The following is a 19,659-nucleotide window of genomic DNA, read 5'->3' as shown; positions in this document are numbered from 1 at the left end:
GCCGCGTTCGGAGGGCCCCGTCGATGAGCGAAGACCCCCTGCTGCGCGAACCCCGCAGCGACGCCCAGGCCGCCGACAGCGGCGCCCGTGTCTTCGGGCGGCGCCGCAAACGCGGCGGCGGTGACGGCACGCGCGAGGAATCCATGGTGCCCCGTGCCGAATTCCGGTCCTACTACGGGCGGCCGGTGCTCAAGCCGCCGGTGTGGGAGTGGAAGGTGCCGGCGTACCTGTTCACCGGCGGGCTCGCGGCGGGGACGTCGCTGCTGGCCGCCGGGGCCGACCTGACCGGACGCCCGGCGTTGCGCCGGGTGGGCCGCACGGGGTCGCTGGCGGCGCTGCTCGCCAGCGTCTACCTGCTGGTCGCCGACCTCGGCCGGCCCGAGCGCTTCCACCACATGCTGCGGGTCGCGAAACCGACGTCGCCGATGAGCGTGGGGACGTGGATCCTGAGCGCGTTCGGCCCCGGGGTGGGCGTCGCCGCGGCCGCCGAAGTGCTGCCCGCCGGGCTGCGCCGCTCGCTGCCGGGCCGGCTCCTGGGCGCGGTGGCCCGGCCCGCGGGGCTGTCGTCGGCGGTCGTCGCGCCGGCCGTCGCGTCCTACACGGCGGTCCTGCTGTCGCAGACGGCGGTCCCGGCGTGGCACGAGGCCCACGCGGAACTGCCGTTCGTGTTCACCGGCTCGGCCGCGGCGAGTTCGGGCGGCTTCGCGATGGTGCTGGTGCCGGTCGAGGAGGCGGGGCCCGCGCGGACGCTGGCGGCCCTCGGCGCGGCGACGGAGCTGGTGGCGTCGAAGGTGCTGGAGAAGCGGCTCGGCCTCTCGGCGGAGGCGTACACGACGGGCAAGGCGCACCGGCTGCGCCAGTGGTCGGAACGGCTCACCGCGGCGGGTCTGCTGGGCACGCTGTTCGGGCACCGCAGCCGCGCGGTCTCGGTGGCGGCCGGGGCGGCGCTGTTCGCCGGGAGCGCGTTGCAGCGCTTCGGGGTGTTCGAAGCCGGCGTCGAGTCCACAAAGGACCCCAAGTACGTCGTCGTGCCCCAACGGGAGCGCTTGAACCGGACCTGACGGCGGCGGTCCCCGCGTACCCGGAGGGTCGGCGTGCGTACCTGGAGGGTCGGACTGCGTACCCGGAGGGTCGGCGTGCGTGCCCGGAGGGTCGGGTTGCGGTCAGGTGCGGGTTGTTGCCCGCAGGCGGGGCAGCAGGGCCAGCCAGTCCGCTGCTGCTTCGGCGGTCCGGTGGATCGGGAGCACCTGCTCCAGGCCCAGGACCTCGAGCGGGCGCAGCACCGCGCGGCCCTGGGCCGCGATCGCGAACGGTACCCCGCTCACGTGCGCCTCCGAGGCCGCCACCAGCAGTTCCGTGACCCCGCCCGAGCCGCAGAACGTCACTTCCGAGAGGTCCAGCACCAGCGCACGGGGCGCGAGGTCGATCTCCTCGCCCAGCCGCGTCCGGAGCCTGCTCAGCACCGGCAGGTCGATCTCGCCGCGGATCGCGACGACCGTCGCCTCCGCCGTGGCGGTCACCCGCAGGGTCATCGCGGACGGAACGTCGACGCGGAACCGGGGAGCGGCGATCTGGTCGAGCACACAGGCCTCCTCGAAGCGAGGGACGGACGCGCGGGCGGCTGCCGGTTGAACCGCGATGCCCCACACCGTACGCCTCCACGGCCGCGACTTGCGCCCCGACACCGAATTCGTCGAATCCGCACCCGGTGCGGTGAATTCCCGGAACGGGCCGCCGACGGCGGCGGATAACGGTTGCCGGTCCAGTCGGCGCCGAACGCCCACCGCACCGCCGTCTTCTGCTAGAAAGTGCCTCGTTTCGCCGACGAGCGCAGGGGTGCGGGTGGCTTTCGAGGAACAGCTCGTCAACGGGCGCTACCGGCTCCTGGGGCACCTCGGCCGCGGCGCGATGAGCCTCGTGTGGCGGGCCAGGGACGAGCGGCTGGACCGCGTCGTGGCGGTCAAGCAGTTCCTGCACGAGCCGGGCGCCGGCGGCGACGTCTGCGAGCGGGCGCTCCGCGAGGCGCGGCTGGCGTCGCGGCTGCGGCACCCGCACGCCGTCGCGGTGCACGACGTGTTCGAAGACGCCGCTTCGATGTACCTGGTCATGGAGTACGTGCCCGCCCGGTCCCTGACCGACCTCCTCGTCGAACGCGGGCCGCTGCCGCGCTGCGACGTGCTGCGGCTCGGGCGGCAGGTCGGCGCGGCACTCGCCGCCGCGCACGGCGACTGGATCCTGCACCGGGACGTCAAGCCCGACAACGTCCTCGTCACGGCCGACGGGACCGCCCGGATCACCGACTTCGGCGTGTCGCGCGCGCTCGGCGAGCACCCGGCCGCCGACGACGGCGTCATCGTCGGCACGCTCCCCTACCTGGCCCCGGAGGTCGCCGGGGGCGGCGAGGCGGGGCTGCCGTCGGACGTCTATTCGCTCGGCGCCACCCTCTACACCGCCCTCGAGGGCACGCCGCCGTTCGGGACCAGCGACGACCCCATCACGCTCCTGCGGCGGATCACCGAAAACCAGCTGACCCCGCCGCCCCACGGCGGCCCGCTGACCGGCGTGCTGGTGCGGATGCTCGAACGCGATCCGGCCGCGCGCCCGTCGATGCAGGAGGCGGTGGACCTCCTGGCCGCGGTGGGCGAACCGGCCGCGGCCGCGCCGCGGCGCCGGTCCGGGCTGCGCCGCGCCGCCGTCACCGGGGCCGCCGCGTGCCTGGCGTCGGTGAGCGTGGCGGCCGGCCTCGCCCTCGCCGACCGGCCGGCGACCCCGACCGCGGCCCCCGTCGGGGCCCCGCCCGCGACCGTCACCGCCGACCGCACCGTCCGCAATACCACCACGGCGCCCGCGCCCGTGCCGGCCCACGCGTCCGACGGCCCGGCGCGGCCGTCCACCCCGCCCGCGTCGGCCGGGGCGCCGGGCTGCACCGCCCGGTACGAGGTCACGAACGCCTGGCCGGGCGGCGCCCAGGCGCAGGTGACCGTGCACAACGACCGGCCGACGCGGCTCACCGGCTGGACGGTGACCTGGGTGCAGCCCGGCGGGGCCGCCATCCGGGACCTGTGGAACGGCACCCTGACCCGGACCGGTGCGTCGGTGACCGTCACCGACGCGGGCTGGAACGCCCTCGTCGAAGCCGGCGGCTCGGCGACGTTCGGGCTGAACCAGGACATCACGTCCGGGCACCCGGGCGTTCCGCTCCTCGGCTGCCGGACGAACTGAGACCGTTATCGTCCCGTCACATCCGGATCGCCAATTCTTCCGTAGCGGCCGGATTCGTTTCCGGCATCCGGAACGAATACGTCGAACGCATTTCCCGGTCCCACCCGCGTGAGTGAATGCGGCCGGCGCGCCGAACTGCGCGTCGCCGCCGCCCGTGTCCCTTCACGACGGAGCCCGAGGAGAGGGGAGCGTGCCCGTGCACGAAGGGGCAGTGATCGCCGGCCGCTACCGCGTGCTCGGCCGGGCGGGGCACGGTGCGATGGGAACGGTCTGGCGGGCGCTGGACGACCGGCTCGACCGCCTGGTCGCGATCAAGCAGCTCTTCCCGGACTCCCCCGCCGACCCGGCGGCCGCGGAGCGCACGCGCGCGCGGACGATCCGCGAGGCCCGGGTGACCGCCCGGCTGCGCCACCCGCACGCGGTCGTCGTCTACGACGTCGTCGAGCAGGGCGCCGCGGCCTACATCACGATGGAGTACCTGCCCGCCCGCACGCTGACCCAGCTGCTGGAGGAGCACGGCCCGCTCGTGCCGGAGTACGTGGCCGAGCTGGGCGCCCAGCTGGCGTCGGCGCTGGCCGCGGCGCACGCCGAAGGGGTGGTGCACCGCGACATCAGCCCCAACAACGTGCTGGTCACCACCGACGGCTCGGCGAAGATCACCGACTTCGGGGCGGCCCACGCGCGCGGGGAAGGCACCGCGACCGGCCGCGGGCTGGTCGTCGGCACGCCGGCCTACCTCGCACCCGAGGTCGCGGACGGCGCCGAGCCCGGCTTCCCCGCCGACGTCTACTCGCTCGGCGCGACGCTCTACACCGCGCTCGAAGGCCGGCCGCCGTCCGGCACCGACGAGAACCAGCTGGCTCTGCTCAAACGCGTCGGCGCCGGCCACCTCCTCCCGCCCGCGACCAGCGGCCCGGTCACCGACGCCGTCCTCCGGCTGCTCCACCGCGACCCGGCCGCCCGGCCCGACATGGCCGGAGCGGCCCGGCTGCTCACCCGCGCCACCGCGCCCGTGGTGGCGCCGGTGGCGTCGGCCGTCCGTGCGCCCGCACGGGCCCGCCGTCGCCGTTCCCGGGTGGTCTTCGCCGCGACGGCGGTGGTCCTGACCGCGGCCGCCGTCGTGACGGCGACGGCGACCCCGTCCGGGAGGGGACCCGCGAGCGCGGCGGCCCAGCTCGCTTCGGCGCCGTCCACGACCCCGTCGACCCGGGCCGCCGTCCCGGCCGCCTGCGCCGCGCGCTACCAGGTCGTGAAGTCGTGGAACGGCGGCTTCCAGGGGCTGGTGACCGTCCGCAACAGCGGGCAGGGCGCAGTCAGCGGGTGGACGGTCAGCTGGGCGACCCCGGCCGGGACGAGCATCGACGACCTCTGGAACGGCAGGCTCGTGCGGACCGGCGCCACCTCGGCGATCGCGAACGCCGAGTGGAATGCGGCGTTGGAACCGGGCGGATCGACCACGTTCGGCTTCATCGCCCTGGCCCGCGGCGGCGACCGCGGGATGCCGGTGACCGACTGCCGTCCCGGGGGATGAAATCGGCGTCCCCGCCCTTTTCGATCCTCCGACGAAGGTGTCTTGACCGGCCGCGTTGAGCGGCATTATGGTCGACCTCCACCCCACCGTGTTAGCGCTAACTTCCGACCGGACAACGGATCGGACAATGGGTCTCGAGAAAGTCCTCACGAAGATGACGAATTTCCGCGACGTGGCGGACGAGCCGTCCGGCGGCGGCCGCGGTGCGGTGACGATCACCGACGTGGCGAACGCGGCCGGCGTCTCGGCGAGCACGGTTTCCTACGTGATCACCGGGAAGCGGACGATCTCCCCCGCCACCCGGCGCCGGGTGGAGGAAACCATCCGCGCCCTCGGCTACCGGCGCCGCGGCAGCTCGCCGTCGTCCCGCGCCGGCGTTCTCGCGGTGGCGGTGCCGCTGCTCGGCGACCGGCAATTGGGCATGGAGATGGAGTTCTTCTCCGCGGCCGCGGGCGCGGCCCGCGAACTGGGCTTCGACCTGCTCCTCGTCACCGGCGACGAAGGCACCGCCGGCCTGCACCGGGTGACGGCGGCCGCCCTGGCCGACGCGGTGATCGTGCTCGACGCCGGCGACGACGACCCGCGCGTGCCGGTCCTGCTGGCCTCCGGCCGCCCCGCCGTCCTGGTCGGCGCGCCGGCGCAGCACCGCGGCCTGGCGTCGGTGCCGCTCGACCTCGCCCCGGCCGGCCGGGCCTGCCTGGCCCACCTGGCCGGGCTCGGCCACCGGTCGGTCGCCCACCTCGTGCCGCCGGCCACCCCGGCCGGACCCCGGCTGCGGTACTTGACGGGCTTCGTGGCGAGCTTCCACGCCGCCGCGGCGGAGCACGGCGTGAAAACGGTTTCCCACTCGTGCGCGTCGAGCGCCGCGGCCGTCGGGCGCTGCCTGGACGGGCTGCTCGCCGTCGACGGCCCGACCGCCCTGGTCGTGCACGACGAGGCGGCGCTCCCGCTGGTCATGGGCACCCTCCGGCAGCGCGGGCGCCAGGTCCCCGGCGATGTCTCCGTCGTCGCGGTCTGCTCGGACACCGTGGCGGGGCAGCAGCGGATCCGGCCGGCCGCGGTGGTGGTCCCGGCGGCCGAACTGGGCGAGCTCGCCGTCCGGCGCGCGGTGCGCCAGCTCGACGGCGGACCGGCCGCCGAGCCCGGCCCCGTGGTCCCGGAGTTCGTCACCGGGGAAAGCACCGCGGCGGCCCGGGAAGGCGCGGCGCTGCCCGCCGGGTGAAAGTGTTCCGGCCGGCCGTCACCGAACCGGCTTCGGGCGCCCGGCCCCACGTCACCTCACGGGTCCGCGGGTTGGCTCGCCCGAGGCGCGACAGCGGCGGGAAGTCACGCGGGCCACGATCCCGCCGCACCTCCGCACGATTCACGCACCACCAGCGTCGGCCACAGCTGCACCCGGTGCACCGGCCGCTCGGTCGTCTCCGCGAGGCGGGCCAGCGCCAGCTCCGCCGCCACCGCGCCGAGGCGGTGCTTCTGGGGGCACACCGCCGTCAGCGGGGGGTCCGAGGCCGCTGCCACCTCGTCGTCGTACGAAACCACCGCCAGCTCGCCCGGGACCGCGAGGCCGCCGTCGCGCGCCCGCTGGATCAGCCCGATCGCCTCGCGGTCGGAGTGCACGAGCAGGGCGCCGACGCCGGCGTGGCGGCAGCGGTCCAGCAGGGCGTCGTACTCCCCGGCCCAGCCCGGGCTGCCGTAGACCGGGACGTCGAGGTCCGGCGCCACCCCGGTGTCCAGGCCCAGGGAGGCGATCGCCTCGCGCCAGCCGGTGCGCAGCGCGCGGCTCGTCGGGCTGGAGCGGGACGTCACCAGCCCGACCGCGCGGTGGCCGAGCGAGACCAGGTGCCGCACGGCCAGGCCCGCTCCCAGCGCGTGCGCGGTCGTGGCCGCGTCGAGGGCCAGCGTGGGCAGTTCGGGCGGCGGCAGGCGTTCGACGAGCACCACCGGGACGTTCAGGGAACCCAGCCAGCGCAGCAGGTCCAACGCACCGCGGCCGCTCGTGGCCGGCGCGACCAGCAGCGTCTGCACGCCGCGTTCGAGCAGCGTGGTGACCTGGCGGCGGTCCTCCGCCGCGTCGTAGCTGGACGCCCGCAGCACGAGCCGCCCGCCCGCGGCGGCCACCGTGGACTGCGCACCCTGGATCACCGGCGGCCAGTAGTACTCCACCGACGGCGCGACCATGCCGACCAGCGCCCCGGGCGCGGCCGCACCGAACACCGAAGCGGCACGCCCCGGCTCCGGCGGCCCGCCACGGGGCCGGCTCAGCGTGACCCCGCCGTGGACCCGCGTCAGCAGGCCGCGGTCGGCGAGTTCGGTGACGTCCCGCCGCACGGTGACCGCGGTGACGCCCAGGCGCTCGACCAGCTCGGCGAGCCGGACCGCGCCGTGCTCGCGCACCAGCGCCAGGATCAACTGATGCCGTTCGGAAGCCAACATCACCGGACCTGCTCCAGCCGCACCCGCGCCGGGCCCTCCGACACGACCAGCGTGAGCCGGCTCAGGTGCGCACCCCACGACGACCGCAGCAGCGGGTCGGTCAACCGCCGCCGCTCGAGTTCGGCGGTGGTGGCGCCGGCGTCCCAGCTCAGCCGCAGCACCCGCCGGCCGTCCGGTGACACGAACGCTTCCCCCGTCCGCAGCTCGACGTCGCCGGCGAGGACGTGCCGCAGCCGGACCGGCCGGACGCTGTCGTCGTCCGTCACCAGGACGTGGGCGCCCCGGCCGCGCACCAGCCGCACCGAACGGATCCAGCGCGCCACGCCCGGGTACGCCCCGGCGAGGTCCGCTGACAGCACCGCTTCGGCCGCGGTGAGCTCGACCCGGACGTCCCGCGCTCCGAAGCCGGCCCCGGGTTCCTGCGTGACGCCCGGCTCGGGGACGTTGTGCCACTCGCTGCGCAACAGCCAGGCCCGGTACCGGTCCGGCCCGAAGCTGGCCGCCGTGTACGTCGGCTGGCCGACGTCGGCCACCACCGGCACCCCGTCGACCGCCACCCAGTACGACCCGACGTCGAGGTGGTTGTGCCGTTCGCCGTTGTGCCCGGCCTTGACCGCCACGGTCAGCCCGCTCGGCGTGCCCGCCGTCTCCCGGGCCACGAGCACCTGCACGCGCGGCAGCCACTGTTCGCGCGCCAGCCAGGTTCCGCGCGGCTCGTCGGCCGGCGCCGTCCGCCAGCCCGGGTCGGCGAGGGCGGCCAGAGCGCGGCCGAGGCCGGCCGACGGCCACGCGAGCCGGCCGCCCGCCCGCGCCCGGCTCACCGCGTGCGCCCGGACGTCGGCGTCGCCGAGCCGCTCGCCCCACCGGTGCAGGACGTGCCACGGCTGGGCCGCCGGCAGGCGCGCCGGGGCGTCGCCGGCGTTGACGTAGGCGTCGCCGCCCAGGTGCATCCGGTGCGGGAAGCGGATCAACGCCGCCAGCACCGGAACGTCCCGCGCGTCGGCGCCGGTCGCGGCGGCCAGCAGGTCGAGGCACTCCAGCAGCCGGCAGGCGCCGTGCCACCAGTAGGCGACCCCCTCGTCGATGCCGCCGTCGTCGGGCAGCACGGCGACGTAGTGGTCGAGGCCCTCGACGACCAGTCGCACCAGCCGCCGTCGCCGTTCTTCGTCGTCGACGAGCAACAAGGCAGCCGCGAGGACGGCGCTGTGGATCCACGGGTTCCAGTTGTGCGCGTCGCCGTCGAGGCCGAGCCAGTGCCAGTCGCGGATCCGCTCGAACGGCGTCAGCACCCGGAGGTCGACCTCCCGGCGCAACCGCTTGCGCAGGCCCGGGGCCCGGCGGTCGAGGTGCGGGCCGAGCGACTGGTCGGCCCAGGCGAACAGCGACGCCACCTCGGCCGCGCCCAGGTCGAGGAGGGGGTCGTCGGGGTCGGCCAGCACCTCGCCGCGGCCGGCCGCGTGCCGGTCGTGCGGCGCCCAGCACCAGGTGGTCGCTTCGGCGAGGGCGACCAGCCCGTCGATCGCCCCGTCCAGGAACGGCACGTCGGACGGCGGGGCCTCCCCGGTCAGCACCGCGGCCAGCGCCAGCGTGGTCACGCGTTCGCGCAGCTCGCGGGCGGCGTCTTCGTAGTCGGTCCGGACGCCGTCGCGGAACGTCCGGGCCCACGCCGTCGCCGTCAGGACCGGTGCCGGCCGGGCGAGCACGGCGCGGGCGTCGGCGACCAGCGCGGTGCCGTCGACCGCGGCCCACACCGCCCGGTCGCGCACGTCCGGGAAGGCCGGCCGCTCCACCGGCCGGCCGTCGAAGAGCGCGCGCAACCCCACGGCGTCCCCTTCGGTCCTGATCGTTTCTGATCGGTTTTGACAAGAATTGTTGACTCGCACTATGGCACAGCCCGACAGTGACAGCCATCACTTCGACGGAGGAGCAATGACGCTTCGGGGATCGGCGGAACTCGGCCGCCGGACGTTCCTTTCGGCCACGGCCGGGCTCGCGGCCGGCGGGCTGCTCGGCGGCTGCGCGTCGACGACGACGGCCTCCGGCGCCACCCGCGTGACGCTCTGGTCGTGGCTGACCGGCATGGACAAGTACGTCGCCGCGTTCAACGCCGCCCACCCCGGTATCTCGGTGGAGCTCGACGTGATCGCGTCCGGCCTCAAGGGCGGTTACGCCCAGCAGGCCAACGCCCTGCGCGCCCACAACGCCCCGGACATCCTGCACGCCGAGTACCAGGGCCTGCCGCAGCTGCTCACCACCGGCGGCCTGCGCGACCTCACCGGCGACCTCGCGGACCTCGAGCCCGGCTACTCCCCCGCCGCCTGGCGGGGCGTGCGGCCCGGCGGCCGCACCTGGGCGGTCCCGATGGACCTCGCCCCGATGGTGCTCTACTACCGCAAGGACCTCTTCGACCGCCACGGCATCGCCGTCCCGCGCACGTGGGACGGCTTCCGCACCGCCGCGCAGGCCGTGCGGCAGGCCGACCCGGCGGCGCACGTGACGACGTTCCCGCTCAACGACGGCTCGTTCTTCGCCGGGATGTGCTGGCAGGCCGGCGATCCGTGGTGGTCGGTCGACGGCGGCTCGTGGCGGGTCGACATCGACGGCCCCGGCACCCTCCGCACCGCGGACTACTGGCAGGGCATGATCCGCGACGGCCTGGTCGCCACCGCGCCGACCGGCGACCAGGACTGGATCGGGGCGATGCACACCGGACGGCTGTGGGGCCTGCTCGGCGCGTCCTGGAGCGTCGGCTCGCTGGTCAAATCCATCCCCGAGGACAAGCAGCGGTGGGCGGTCACCACCATGCCGACCTGGGACGGCGTCCCGGCCAACGGCGTCCAGGGCGGCAGCGCCTTCGCCGTTTCCGCCGAGAGCAAGGTGCCGGCCGCGGCCGTGGAGTTCCTGCGCTGGCTGAGCACCGACCCGGCCGTCGCGAAGATCGGCACCACGTTCACCACCCCGTTCCCGGCGTACCTGCCGAGCCGGGAGATCGCCCGGAAGGCCTACCGGGGCGGCTACTTCCTCGGCGATCCGGTGTACGACGTGCTCGACGAAGCCGCCCGGCGCGTACCGGACTGGACCTGGGGCCCGGACGCGCTGCGGACGTTCTCCACCGTCGTGGACCGGATGGGCGGGGTGAAGACGGGCGGTACGACGCTCGCCGCCGCCGTCCGGCAGACGCAGGCCGGCGTCGTCGCCGAGCTGCGCGAGCGGGGATTGACCGTGCGGGAAGGGAAAGCCTGATGACCGTCCTCACTCCCGAACGCGCGACGGACGTTCCGGCGCGGTCGCGGTCCGGCGTCCCGGAGCGGAGCCGCCGTGGCCGCGGGCGCGCCGGTCTCGTGCTGGCGGCGCCGTTCGCGCTCCTGCTGACCGCCACCGTCCTCGTCCCGATCGCGTACGCGCTCTACCTGAGCCTGTTCACCGATCGCCTGTCCGGACTGGGGTTCTCGGGCCCGACGCAGGCCTTCATCGCGCTCGGCAACTACGCCGACGTGCTGTCCGACAGCGCGTTCCACGCGAGTCTCGCCAACGTGGCCCTGTTCGTGCTGGTGCACATCCCGGTCATGCTCGGCCTGGCGCTCTTGCTGGCCCTGCTGATCGATTCCGCCGTCGTGCGGCTCAAGCGCCTGTGGTCACTGGCCGTCTTCCTGCCCTACGCGGTGCCGACGGTGATCACCGGGCTCGTCTGGGCCTACCTGTACAGCCCGAATTCCGGGCTCACCGCGCTTTTGCCGCTCGACCCGCTGGGCAAGAGCGGCATCCTGCCCTCGATCGTCAACATCGCGACCTGGCAGTGGGTCGGCTACAACATGATCATCTTCTACACCGCGCTGCAGGCCGTCCCGCGTGACGTGCTCGAAGCCGCGCGCGCCGACGGCGCCGGGGGCTTGCGCACGGCGTGGTCGGTCAAGGTCCCGATGATCCGGCCGACGGTCTTCGTCGCCCTCGTCTTCACCGTCATCGGTTCCCTCCAGTTGTTCACCGAACCCCTGGTGCTGCGCGGGTTCACCGGTTCGGTGACGAGCACGTGGTCTCCCAGCCTGTATGTGTACGAAGCCGCGTTCATCGCCAACGACTACGGCCGCGCCGCCGCCGCGTCCGTGCTGCTGGCCCTGGTGTCCGCCCTGCTCTCGGCGCTGGTCATGCGCCTGTCGAACCGGAGGTCCCGGTGACCCTGTCCCCTGCTGGTTCGAGGTGGACGTCCCGCACGGTCGTGCACGTCCTGCTGGTGCTGGCCGCGCTGTACGCGGTCCTGCCGCTGGTCTGGCTGGTCACCTCGGCCACCAAGTCCGTCGGCGACTTCTCGACGACCGGCGCGTTCGAGTTCGGGCAGTTCACCCTGGGCGCCAACCTCAGCGCGCTGTTCACCCAGGAGAACGGTGTCTTCCTCGCCTGGATCCGCAACTCGCTGCTCTACGCGGGCCTCGGCGCGGTGCTCGGCTCGCTGATCTGCGCCGCCTGCGGGTACGCGATCGCCAAGCTCGACTTCCCGGGCCGCCGCGCGCTGTTCGCGGTGACGCTGACCGGGGTCCTCGTGCCGACCACCGCGCTCGCGCTGCCGCTCTACCTGCTCGCGTCGCAGCTGGAGGTCGTCGGGACCTTCTGGGCGGTGTTCGTCCCGTTGCTCACCAACCCCTTCGGCGTCTACCTCGCCCGCGTCTACGCCGAGGCCGCGGTGCCCGGCGAGGTACTGGAAGCGGCCCGGACCGACGGCGCGGGCGAGCTGCGGACGTTCTTCACCATCGGGCTGCCGATGATGCGGCCGGGGCTGGTCACGATCTTCCTGTTCCAGTTCGTGGGGATCTGGAACAACTTCTTCCTGCCGCTGGTGATGCTGACCGACCCGAAGCTGTTCCCGATGAGCCTCGGCCTCTACCAGTGGAGCACGCGCGTGACCCAGTTCCCGCAGTACAACCCGCTCGTCATCACCGGCTCGCTGCTGGCGGTGCTGCCGCTGGCCGTGGCGTTCGTGCTGCTGCACCGGCAATGGCGGTCCGGGCTGGCGGCGGGCAGCGTCAAGTGACCCGCCGCCCGGAGACCCTGCTCGTGATGGCGCGGGACACGATGGCGGTGCAGTTCGGGCCCGCGGAACTGGCCCGGCTGCGCGCCACGGCCCGGCTGGGCGAGCCGCTGGGCACCGACGAACTCGCCTCGGCGCCGGTGCGCGCGCGGCTGGCCGAGGTGGAGGTGCTGATCACGTCGTGGGGCTGTCCCCCGCTCGACGACGCGGTCCTGCGGGCCGCACCGCACCTGCGGGCGGTGCTGCACGCGGCGGGCAGCGTCCGCGACCACGTCGGCGCGGCGGTCTTCGACCGGGGCCTGCTGGTCACCACGGCCGCCGACGCCAACGCCGAACCGGTGGCGCAGTACACGCTGGGCGCGATCCTGTGGGCGTTCAAGAAGGTGCCGTTCCTGGCCGCCGACGCCCGGCGGTTCCGCGAGGACTGGAGCTACCGCGACCGGCGGGGCGAACTGTCCGGCCGCGACCGGACGGTGGTCCTGGTCGGGTTTTCCCGCGTCGGCCGCCGCGTCGCCGCCCTCCTGCGGCTGCTGGACCTGGCCCGCGTGCTCGTCGTCGACCCGGTGATCGACCCGGCCGAGGTCCGGGCGGCCGGGGCCGAGCCCGCGTCACTGGGCGAAGCACTGCCCCAGGCGGACGTGCTGAGCCTGCACGCACCCTCGCTGCCGCAGACGCGGCACATGATCGGCGCCGCCGAGCTGGCCGCCCTGCCGCCCGGCGCGGTGCTGGTCAACACCGCGCGGGGCGCGCTGGTCGACACCGCGGCCCTCGAACACGCCTGCACCGCCGACGGCCTGCACGCCGTCCTGGACGTCACCGAGCCCGAGCCGCTGCCCGCGGGCTCGCCGCTCTACGCGCTGCCCAACGTGGTGCTGACCCCGCACGTGGCGGGCTCGCTGGGCGCGGAGACCCGCCGGATGAGCGCCGAGGCGCTGGGCGAGCTCGAGCGCTACGCCGCGGGCCTGCCGCCCCGGGCTCCGGTGACCCGGCATTCCCTGGCGGTGCAGGCATGATCGCCACCCGAGAGACCCCGCGCCTGCCCGGTCCGCGCAGGGCCGCCGTCGAAATCGCCGCGGCGACCCGGCTCTCCCCGGCGGCACGGACGTGACCGCCGTCGAAGACCGGCGGCTGTCGCCGTACACCGGCTGGACCCGCGAGCACTACGCCGCACTGGCGGACCGGTTGCTGACCGCGGCCGGCCGGTACCGCTCGCCGACGGGTGCGCGGATCGACCTGCCCGGCCCGGCCAGCCGCAACGGCCGGGCCTCCGACGGTCTCGAAGGGTTCGCCCGGACCTTCCTGCTCGCCGGGTTCCGCATCGCCGGGGAGGGCGGCGCGGATCCGGGCGGGTTGCTCGAGCACTACGCGCGCGGGCTGGCCGCCGGCACCGATCCGGCGTCACCCGAGGCGTGGCCGCGGCCCGACGAGCTCGGCCAGGCCAAAGTGGAGGCCGCGTCGATCGCGCTGGTGCTGCAGCTGACCCGGCCGTGGCTGTGGGACCGCCTGGACGACGCCGTCCGCGACCGGGTCGTCGCCTGGTTCGCGACGGTGATCGGGCAGCCCTACCCACCGATCAACTGGGTGTGGTTCCGGATCGTCGTGGAGTCCTTCCTGCGCGAGGCGGGCGGGCCGTGGTCGGCGGCGGACGTCGAGGAGGACCTCGCCGTGCACGCGTCGCTGCGGCGGCCGGGCGGCTGGGTCAGCGACGGCGACGAGCGCGCCTACGACCACTACACCGGCTGGGCCCTGCACCTGTACCCGCTGCTGTGGACGCACCTGTTCGACGTCACCGGCACCCTGTGCCCCGGTTCCTTGCGGCTGCAGTGGGCGGCGGACCTGCGGCAGTACCTCGAGGACGCCGTCCGGCTGGTGGGCAGCGACGGCTCGCCGCTGCTGCAGGGCCGCAGCCTCGTCTACCGCTTCGCCGCCGCGGCGCCGTTCTGGGTGGGCGCGGTCACCGGGACCTCGCCGCTGTCCCCCGGCTTGACGCGCCGGGTGGCGGGCGGGATGGTGCGGCACTTCGCCGGCCACGGCTGCGGCTCCGGTGACGGCCTGCTCTCCCTCGGCTGGCACCACGCCTGGCCCGCGATGCGCCAGGCGTACTCCGGTCCCGGTTCGCCGTACTGGGCGGCGAAAGGCCTGCTGGGCCTCGCGCTGCCCGCGCACCATCCCGTGTGGACGGACGTCGAGCAGCCGCTCCCGATCGAGACGGGGGACGTCTCCCGGGTCGTCACCGCGCCGGGCTGGCTGGTTTCGGGACGGCGTCGCGACGGCATCGCGCTGGTGGTCAACCACGGCACGGACCACGCCCGCCCCGGCGACCCGCGCGCCGACTCGCCGCTCTACGCCCGGCTGGGCTACTCCACGGCCACGATGCCGCCGCGGGGTGCCGTTCCCGACAACACGGTGGTCGTGCTGGACGCCGAAGGGCGGGCGAGCCACCGGGCGGGCTTCTCGGCGTGCTACGCGACGGAGCTGCCGGGCGGGGTGCTGGCCGCGGCGTCGCAGGGCCGGGTCCGCTGGGTCGACACGGCGGCCGACGATTCCCCCGACCACGGCGCCGGCCGCCGCGGCCCGGTGGTGCCGGGGCCGGTGCTGACGGTGGTTTCCGTGGTGCGGGGCGGCATCGAGGTGCGCTTCGCGCGCCTGGACGCCGCCGACGTCCCGGTCCGTTCGCTGCGCCTCAGCGGCTGGCCGGTGTCGGCCGCCACCCGCCCGCTGACCGAAGCCGGCGCCGCCACCGCGCGGACGCCGGACCTCCGGTCGGCGGTCCGGCCCCTGCGCGGCTTCACCACGGCGGACGTGGCGGTCGAGTCCGGCACCTCGCCGCTGGGCGAGTGGACCGCGATCCCGTTCGTGGCCACCGAAAGCGCCCCGGAACCGGGCGCGGTGCTCGCCGCGGTGGTGGTCCTGGACCGCGGCGGCCCGGACGAACCCGACCCCGCCCTGACGATCGCGGCCGACGGCCGCACCGCCACCCTGACGTGGCCCGACGGCGTCACCGCCGAAGTCGCCCTGCCCGCCGCGGGGCACCACCCGTGATCCGGCAGGCATCACGCGTGATCCGAGGGGAATCTCGCGTGATCCGAGGGGCATCACGGCGATGCCCGCTCAATCACGCGTGATGCCCCTCCAGTCACGGGTGATGCCCCTCCAGTCACGGGTGATGCCCGCCGGATCACGCGTGCTGCCCGTGGCGGGCCGGTCAGGCGGCCGCGAGCGGGGTTTCGGCCGGGACGACGTGACGGCGCCGGGCCGGGGCCATCGCGGTCGGGTGGGTGACGCTCCACGCCGCGCTCCGGCAGATCATCTCCTTGAGGCGGGCGGCCGGCTTGCCGGTGACCGCGGACGGCTTCGGGCGGTCGTCCGGGGTCACCCACTGCACGACCGCGTTGCGGCGGCCGAGGCTGATGCACTGGGCGGTGTAGCCGATCTTGTTCTCCGGGACCGCGCGGCCGGTCAGGCGGGCGGCGATGACGTCGGCCGCCTGGTAGGCCGACGGGACGCCCGAGGCGCAGGACATCCGCAGCGGCAGGCCGTTCGCCCCCGGGGCGAGCGCGGCGTCGCCGACGGCGTAGACGTCGGGGTGCGAGACCGACCGCATCGTCTCGTCGACGACGATCCGCCCGGTCTCCGAAACCGTGAGCGTCGTGGCCGCGGCGATCGGGTGGACGGCGAACCCGGCCGTCCAGACGGTCACCTCGGCCGGGAGCCGCGCGCCGCCGTCGAGGACCACGGCGGCCGGCTCGACCGCCGTGATGCCGGTGTTCTCGTGCACGGTGATGCCGAGCCGGTCGAACGCCTTCCGCAGGTGGGTTCGCGCCTTTTCGCTCAGCCAGTCGCCGAGGCCGCCGCGGGTGGCGAGCGCGACCTCGAGGTCCGGGCGCGCGTCGGCGATTTCGGTGGCGGCTTCGATGCCGGTGAGGCCGCCGCCGGCGACGAGGACGGTCCCGCCCGCGGGCAGCTCGGCCAGCCGCGCCCGCAGCCGCAGCGCGGCGGCCTTGCCGGCGAGGTGGTGCGCGTGCTCGGCCACCCCGGGAACGCCGCTTTCGGCGGCCGTGCTGCCGAGGGCGTAGACGAGCGTGTCGTAGCCGAGCTCGTCGCCGCCGTCGAGGGCGACGGTCTTGCCGTCGGCGTCGACGGCGGCGACCCGCGCGATCCGCACCTGCACGCCGGTGCCGGCGAAGAGCTCGGCCAGCGGGCGGGGCTTGAGGTCCTGGCCGGTCGCCAGCTGGTGCATCCGGACGCGTTCGACGAACTCGGGATCGGCGTTGACGAGGGTGATCTCGGTGTCGGCCGGGTGCAGCCGCTTGGCGAGACGCGCGGCGGCGTTGGCTCCGGCGTACCCGGCGCCGAGGACGACGATGCGGTGCTTCATTGGTTTGCCTCCTGTCCGGTTCGGTGTGTGCCTCCTGAACCGGGCAGCGACCGGAAACCTGACAGGTCCCGGCTGTGACCTGAGTCACCAAACGTCGGGCAGCGGCTCCGCGTGCTCGACGGCGTCCCACCGGACGGCCGCGCGTTCGAGCTTGGCCGGGTTCACCTGGGCGTGCACGGCCGCGATGCCCTCGGTCGTCACGTCCAGCGTGACGATCCCGGCGACCCGGCCGTCGACGACGAGCACCAGCGCGGGCCCGCCGTTGACGACCGCGGCGTGCAGCACGGGCCGGCCGCCGATCATCGCCCACTTGGCTTCGCTGGGCTCGAACAGCCCGCGCAGGAACCGCGCCACCCGGACCACCCCGGTGACCGGCCGCGGCAGCGAGAAGAGGACACCACCGCCGTCACCGACGCTGACGACGTCGTCGGTCAGCAGCTTCACGAGCGACTCGGTGCGGCCGCTGAGCGCCGCGGCGAGGAACTCTTCGACGATCTTGCGCGCGGCCGCCGCGTCCACCTCGACCCGCCGCCGGTCGGCGGCCAGGTGCTGCTTGGCCCGCCGGTGGATCTGCTGGCAGTTCGCCTCGGTGAGGTCGAGCACCTCGGCGATCTCGGCGTGGGCGTACCCGAACGCCTCGCGCAGCACGTAGACGGCGCGTTCCTTCGCCGAGAGCCGCTCCATCAGCGTCAGCATCGCGATCGAGACGGATTCCCGCTGTTCGACCGTGTCGGACGGGCCGAGCATCCGGTCCCCGGCGAGGACGGGCTCCGGCAGCCACTGGCCGACGTAGGTCTCCCGGCGCGCCCGCGCCGACGTGAGCCGGTTGAGGCAGAGGTTGGTGAGCACCTTCGTCAGCCACGCCTCGGGCGTCCCGATGCGCTCCCGGTCGGCGGACTGCCAGCGCAGGAAGGTGTCCTGCACCGCGTCCTCGGCGTCGCTGGCCGAGCCCAGCAGGCGGTAGGCGATGGCCTCCAGCCTCGCCCTGGCGCTTTCGAACACCTCGACCTCGTGCACGGCGACCGACATGTCGTCAGTCAACCACCCGCGCGTGCGAAGATCCGGGAGTGTCTTCCACTTCACCCCGCCCGCGGTCGTTCTGGGACGACGCGGTGGTCTACCAGCTCTACGTCCGCTCGTTCGCCGACAGCGACGGGGACGGCGTCGGCGACCTCGGCGGGGTGATCGGCAGGCTGGAGCACATCGCCGGGCTCGGGGCCGACGCGATCTGGCTCAACCCCTGCTACCCCTCGCCGCAGGCGGACCACGGCTACGACATCGCCGACTACCACGGCGTCAACCCGGAGTACGGCAGCCTCGAGACGTTCGACCGCCTGGTCGCCGAGGCCCACGACCGCGGGCTGCGCATCCTGATGGACCTGGTGCCCAACCACTGCTCGGACCGGCACCCGTGGTTCGCCGCGGCCCTGGCCGCGGGCCCCGGCTCGCCCGAGCGCGCGCGGTTCGTCTTCCGCGACGGCCGGGGCGACGAGCCGCCCAACAACTGGCAGTCGGTCTTCGGCGGCCCGGCGTGGACCCGCGTCACCGAGGCCGACGGCACGCCCGGGCAGTGGTACCTGCACCTGTTCACCCGCGAGCAGCCGGACTTCGACTGGCGCAACCCGCAAGTCCTGGCCTACTTCGACGACGTCCTGCGGTTCTGGTTCGACCGCGGCGTGGACGGGTTCCGCATCGACGTCTGCCACGGGCTGGTCAAGGACGCGGCCCTGCGCGACTGGGACCCGGCCGAGGGCAGCTACAACGCCTACAGCTGGAACCGGCCGGAGGTGCACGACATCTTCCGCCGCTGGCACGCGCTCGCCGCCGGCTACGGCCCGGAGCGCGACCTGCTGCTCGTCGGCGAAGTCTGGGTGCCGGACCCGGCCGACCTGGACCGCTACCTGCGCCCCGACGAGCTGCACCAGGCGTTCTCGTTCGACCTGCTGGTCCAGCCGTGGGAGGCGCGGGCGCTGCGCGCGGCGATCGGCCGCGCCACGGCCCGCACGGCGGTGCACGGCGCCCCGGCGGCGTGGACGCTGGCCAACCACGACGTCCACCGGGCGGTCACGCGCTACGGCATCGTCCGCCCGGAGCCGGCCCCGGCCAGCAACGACGCGTTCGCGGCCCTGATGCGGCCGCGCGGCGAAGTCGACGCGGACCTCGGCGAGCGCCGGGCCCGCGCGGCGCTGCTGCTGGTGCTGGCCCTCCCCGGTTCGGTGTTCCTGTACCAGGGCGAAGAACTGGGCCTGCCGGAGGTCCAGGACCTCCCGGACGAAGCCCGCCAGGACCCGGTGTTCCACCGCACGGGCGGTCGCGAGAAGGGCCGCGACGGCTGCCGGGTCCCGCTGCCGTGGACCGCGGACGCCCCGGCGTTCGGGTTCGGCACGGGGACGCCGTGGCTGCCGCAGCCGGCGTGGTTCGCCCGGTACGCCGCCGACGTCCAGGAGAAGGACGACAAGTCGACACTGCACCTGTACCGCCGGGCCGTCGCGTTGCGGCGGGCGCGGGGCCTCGGGCGCCCGGGTCCGGTGGAGTGGCTGGAGACGGGGGAAGACGCGGTGCTCGCGTTCCGGCGCGGCGCGCTGGTGTGCGCGGTCAACACCGGGAGCACGCCGTTCACCGCGCCGGCCGCGTGGGGAGAAGTCGTGCTGGGCAGCGCCGCGGCGGACGGCGTGCCGGGGGATGCGGCGGCGTGGTTCGTTTCGGAGCCGGACGGCGAGTGAGCACGGCGGCGGCCGGGAAACCGGTACGCCGCCCGGGTTTTCACGCCGGGGCCGACGGTTCGACGCCGAGCGCGGCGACCAGGTCGGCCACCCGGTGGTGCGCCTCCAGCGGGTGGCGCAGCCGGCCTTCCGGGTGGATCTTGTAGTGGTTGCGCCGCCCGACGCGCTCGCGCTCGAGGTAGCCCTCCGCGATCAGGTCCGCGAGGATCAGCTGCACCCCGCGTTCGGTGATCCCCACCCGCTCGGCGATGTCGTGCAGCGTCCGGTCCGGATCCGCGGCCACGCACAGCAGGACGTGCGCGTGGTTGCTGAGGAACGTCCACGAAGCCATACCGGCCACAGTAGACGT

General features: G+C 74.8%; 16 protein-coding genes. 10 read left to right on the top strand and 6 right to left on the bottom strand.

The genetic code is table 11. From position 1 onward, the window contains the following. Positions 1-23: 23 nt before the first annotated feature. Positions 24-1,061, top strand: a complete 1,038-nt coding sequence (gene nrfD, locus ACLJPY_RS26550; protein WP_410592415.1) for an NrfD/PsrC family molybdoenzyme membrane anchor subunit — start codon at positions 24-26, stop codon at positions 1,059-1,061. Positions 1,062-1,163: 102 nt separating this feature from the next. On the opposite strand, the gene ACLJPY_RS26545 is transcribed toward nrfD, so the two are convergent. Next, complete coding sequence (locus ACLJPY_RS26545) at positions 1,164-1,583, bottom strand: STAS domain-containing protein (protein WP_410592414.1); 420 nt, start codon at positions 1,581-1,583, stop codon at positions 1,164-1,166. A 259-nt stretch (positions 1,584-1,842) separates the two neighbouring features. Here ACLJPY_RS26545 and ACLJPY_RS26540 point away from each other — a divergent pair, with 259 nt between their 5' ends. The 3 genes from ACLJPY_RS26540 (at position 1,843) to ACLJPY_RS26530 (ending at position 5,975) form a co-directional block, all read left to right on the top strand. Continuing rightward, positions 1,843-3,222, top strand: a complete 1,380-nt coding sequence (locus ACLJPY_RS26540; protein WP_410592413.1) for a protein kinase domain-containing protein — start codon at positions 1,843-1,845, stop codon at positions 3,220-3,222. 196 nt (positions 3,223-3,418) lie between these two features. Then, positions 3,419-4,753: a serine/threonine-protein kinase gene (locus tag ACLJPY_RS26535; RefSeq protein ID WP_410592411.1), complete on the top strand. Its 1,335-nt coding sequence runs from the start codon at positions 3,419-3,421 to the stop codon at positions 4,751-4,753. Positions 4,754-4,880: 127 nt separating this feature from the next. Continuing rightward, the gene (locus ACLJPY_RS26530; protein ID WP_410592409.1) at positions 4,881-5,975 is read left to right on the top strand and encodes a LacI family DNA-binding transcriptional regulator; all 1,095 of its coding nucleotides are present in this window, start codon (positions 4,881-4,883) and stop codon (positions 5,973-5,975) included. Between the two features lie 104 nt (positions 5,976-6,079). Here ACLJPY_RS26530 and ACLJPY_RS26525 read toward each other — a convergent pair whose 3' ends face one another. Continuing rightward, positions 6,080-7,186, bottom strand: a complete 1,107-nt coding sequence (locus tag ACLJPY_RS26525; RefSeq protein ID WP_410592408.1) for a substrate-binding domain-containing protein — start codon at positions 7,184-7,186, stop codon at positions 6,080-6,082. Next, positions 7,186-9,009, bottom strand: coding sequence for a heparinase (locus tag ACLJPY_RS26520; RefSeq protein WP_410592406.1), 1,824 nt, complete (start codon positions 9,007-9,009; stop codon positions 7,186-7,188). The genes ACLJPY_RS26525 and ACLJPY_RS26520 overlap by 1 nt, the downstream gene beginning before the upstream one ends. A gap of 106 nt (positions 9,010-9,115) precedes the next feature. Here ACLJPY_RS26520 and ACLJPY_RS26515 point away from each other — a divergent pair, with 106 nt between their 5' ends. From ACLJPY_RS26515 to ACLJPY_RS26495, 5 genes are all read left to right on the top strand, one after another. Then, a complete protein-coding gene (locus ACLJPY_RS26515; RefSeq protein WP_410592404.1) occupies positions 9,116-10,429 on the top strand; it encodes an ABC transporter substrate-binding protein in 1,314 nt (437 codons plus the stop codon). Continuing rightward, a complete protein-coding gene (locus ACLJPY_RS26510; protein WP_410592402.1) occupies positions 10,429-11,361 on the top strand; it encodes a carbohydrate ABC transporter permease in 933 nt (310 codons plus the stop codon). The genes ACLJPY_RS26515 and ACLJPY_RS26510 overlap by 1 nt, the downstream gene beginning before the upstream one ends. Positions 11,362-11,402: 41 nt before the next feature. After that, positions 11,403-12,212, top strand: a complete 810-nt coding sequence (locus tag ACLJPY_RS26505; protein WP_410592483.1) for a carbohydrate ABC transporter permease — start codon at positions 11,403-11,405, stop codon at positions 12,210-12,212. Further along, on the top strand, positions 12,209-13,222 hold the full coding sequence (locus ACLJPY_RS26500; protein WP_410592401.1) for a hydroxyacid dehydrogenase: 1,014 nt from the start codon (positions 12,209-12,211) through the stop codon (positions 13,220-13,222). Before ACLJPY_RS26505 ends, ACLJPY_RS26500 begins: the two co-directional genes overlap by 4 nt. Positions 13,223-13,313: 91 nt before the next feature. Beyond that, complete coding sequence (locus ACLJPY_RS26495; protein ID WP_410592400.1) at positions 13,314-15,251, top strand: DUF2264 domain-containing protein; 1,938 nt, start codon at positions 13,314-13,316, stop codon at positions 15,249-15,251. Positions 15,252-15,414: 163 nt separating this feature from the next. On the opposite strand, the gene ACLJPY_RS26490 is transcribed toward ACLJPY_RS26495, so the two are convergent. Next, positions 15,415-16,587 (bottom strand): NAD(P)/FAD-dependent oxidoreductase, encoded by a 1,173-nt coding sequence (locus ACLJPY_RS26490; RefSeq protein WP_410592399.1) that lies wholly within the window; start codon positions 16,585-16,587, stop codon positions 15,415-15,417. Positions 16,588-16,671: 84 nt separating this feature from the next. After that, positions 16,672-17,616, bottom strand: a complete 945-nt coding sequence (locus ACLJPY_RS26485) for an RNA polymerase sigma-70 factor (RefSeq protein ID WP_410592398.1) — start codon at positions 17,614-17,616, stop codon at positions 16,672-16,674. 38 nt (positions 17,617-17,654) lie between these two features. Here ACLJPY_RS26485 and ACLJPY_RS26480 point away from each other — a divergent pair, with 38 nt between their 5' ends. Beyond that, positions 17,655-19,310, top strand: a complete 1,656-nt coding sequence (locus tag ACLJPY_RS26480; protein ID WP_410592396.1) for a glycoside hydrolase family 13 protein — start codon at positions 17,655-17,657, stop codon at positions 19,308-19,310. A 40-nt stretch (positions 19,311-19,350) separates the two neighbouring features. Here the strand turns inward: ACLJPY_RS26480 and ACLJPY_RS26475 are convergent, their stop codons facing one another. Then, positions 19,351-19,641 (bottom strand): helix-turn-helix transcriptional regulator, encoded by a 291-nt coding sequence (locus tag ACLJPY_RS26475; protein WP_410592394.1) that lies wholly within the window; start codon positions 19,639-19,641, stop codon positions 19,351-19,353. Positions 19,642-19,659 lie beyond the last annotated feature (18 nt).

Origin of the sequence: Amycolatopsis sp. lyj-23 (assembly GCF_046549135.1) — a bacterium.
Lineage (GTDB): Bacteria > Actinomycetota > Actinomycetes > Mycobacteriales > Pseudonocardiaceae > Amycolatopsis.
The sequence above is the reverse complement of the archived record's forward strand: the minus strand, read 5'-3'. Positions and strand labels throughout refer to the sequence as shown.

Bases quoted from the DNA above. Each gene is read 5' to 3' on its own strand.
- nrfD (WP_410592415.1), top strand. From the start codon at position 24: ATGAGCGAAGACCCCCTGCTGCGCGAACCCCGCAGCGACGCCCAGGCC.
- ACLJPY_RS26530 (WP_410592409.1), top strand. From the start codon at position 4,881: ATGGGTCTCGAGAAAGTCCTCACGAAGATGACGAATTTCCGCGACGTG.
- ACLJPY_RS26525 (WP_410592408.1), bottom strand. From the start codon at position 7,186: ATGTTGGCTTCCGAACGGCATCAGTTGATCCTGGCGCTGGTGCGCGAG.
- ACLJPY_RS26515 (WP_410592404.1), top strand. From the start codon at position 9,116: ATGACGCTTCGGGGATCGGCGGAACTCGGCCGCCGGACGTTCCTTTCG.
- ACLJPY_RS26510 (WP_410592402.1), top strand. From the start codon at position 10,429: ATGACCGTCCTCACTCCCGAACGCGCGACGGACGTTCCGGCGCGGTCG.
- ACLJPY_RS26490 (WP_410592399.1), bottom strand. From the start codon at position 16,587: ATGAAGCACCGCATCGTCGTCCTCGGCGCCGGGTACGCCGGAGCCAAC.
- ACLJPY_RS26485 (WP_410592398.1), bottom strand. From the start codon at position 17,616: ATGTCGGTCGCCGTGCACGAGGTCGAGGTGTTCGAAAGCGCCAGGGCG.
- ACLJPY_RS26475 (WP_410592394.1), bottom strand. From the start codon at position 19,641: ATGGCTTCGTGGACGTTCCTCAGCAACCACGCGCACGTCCTGCTGTGC.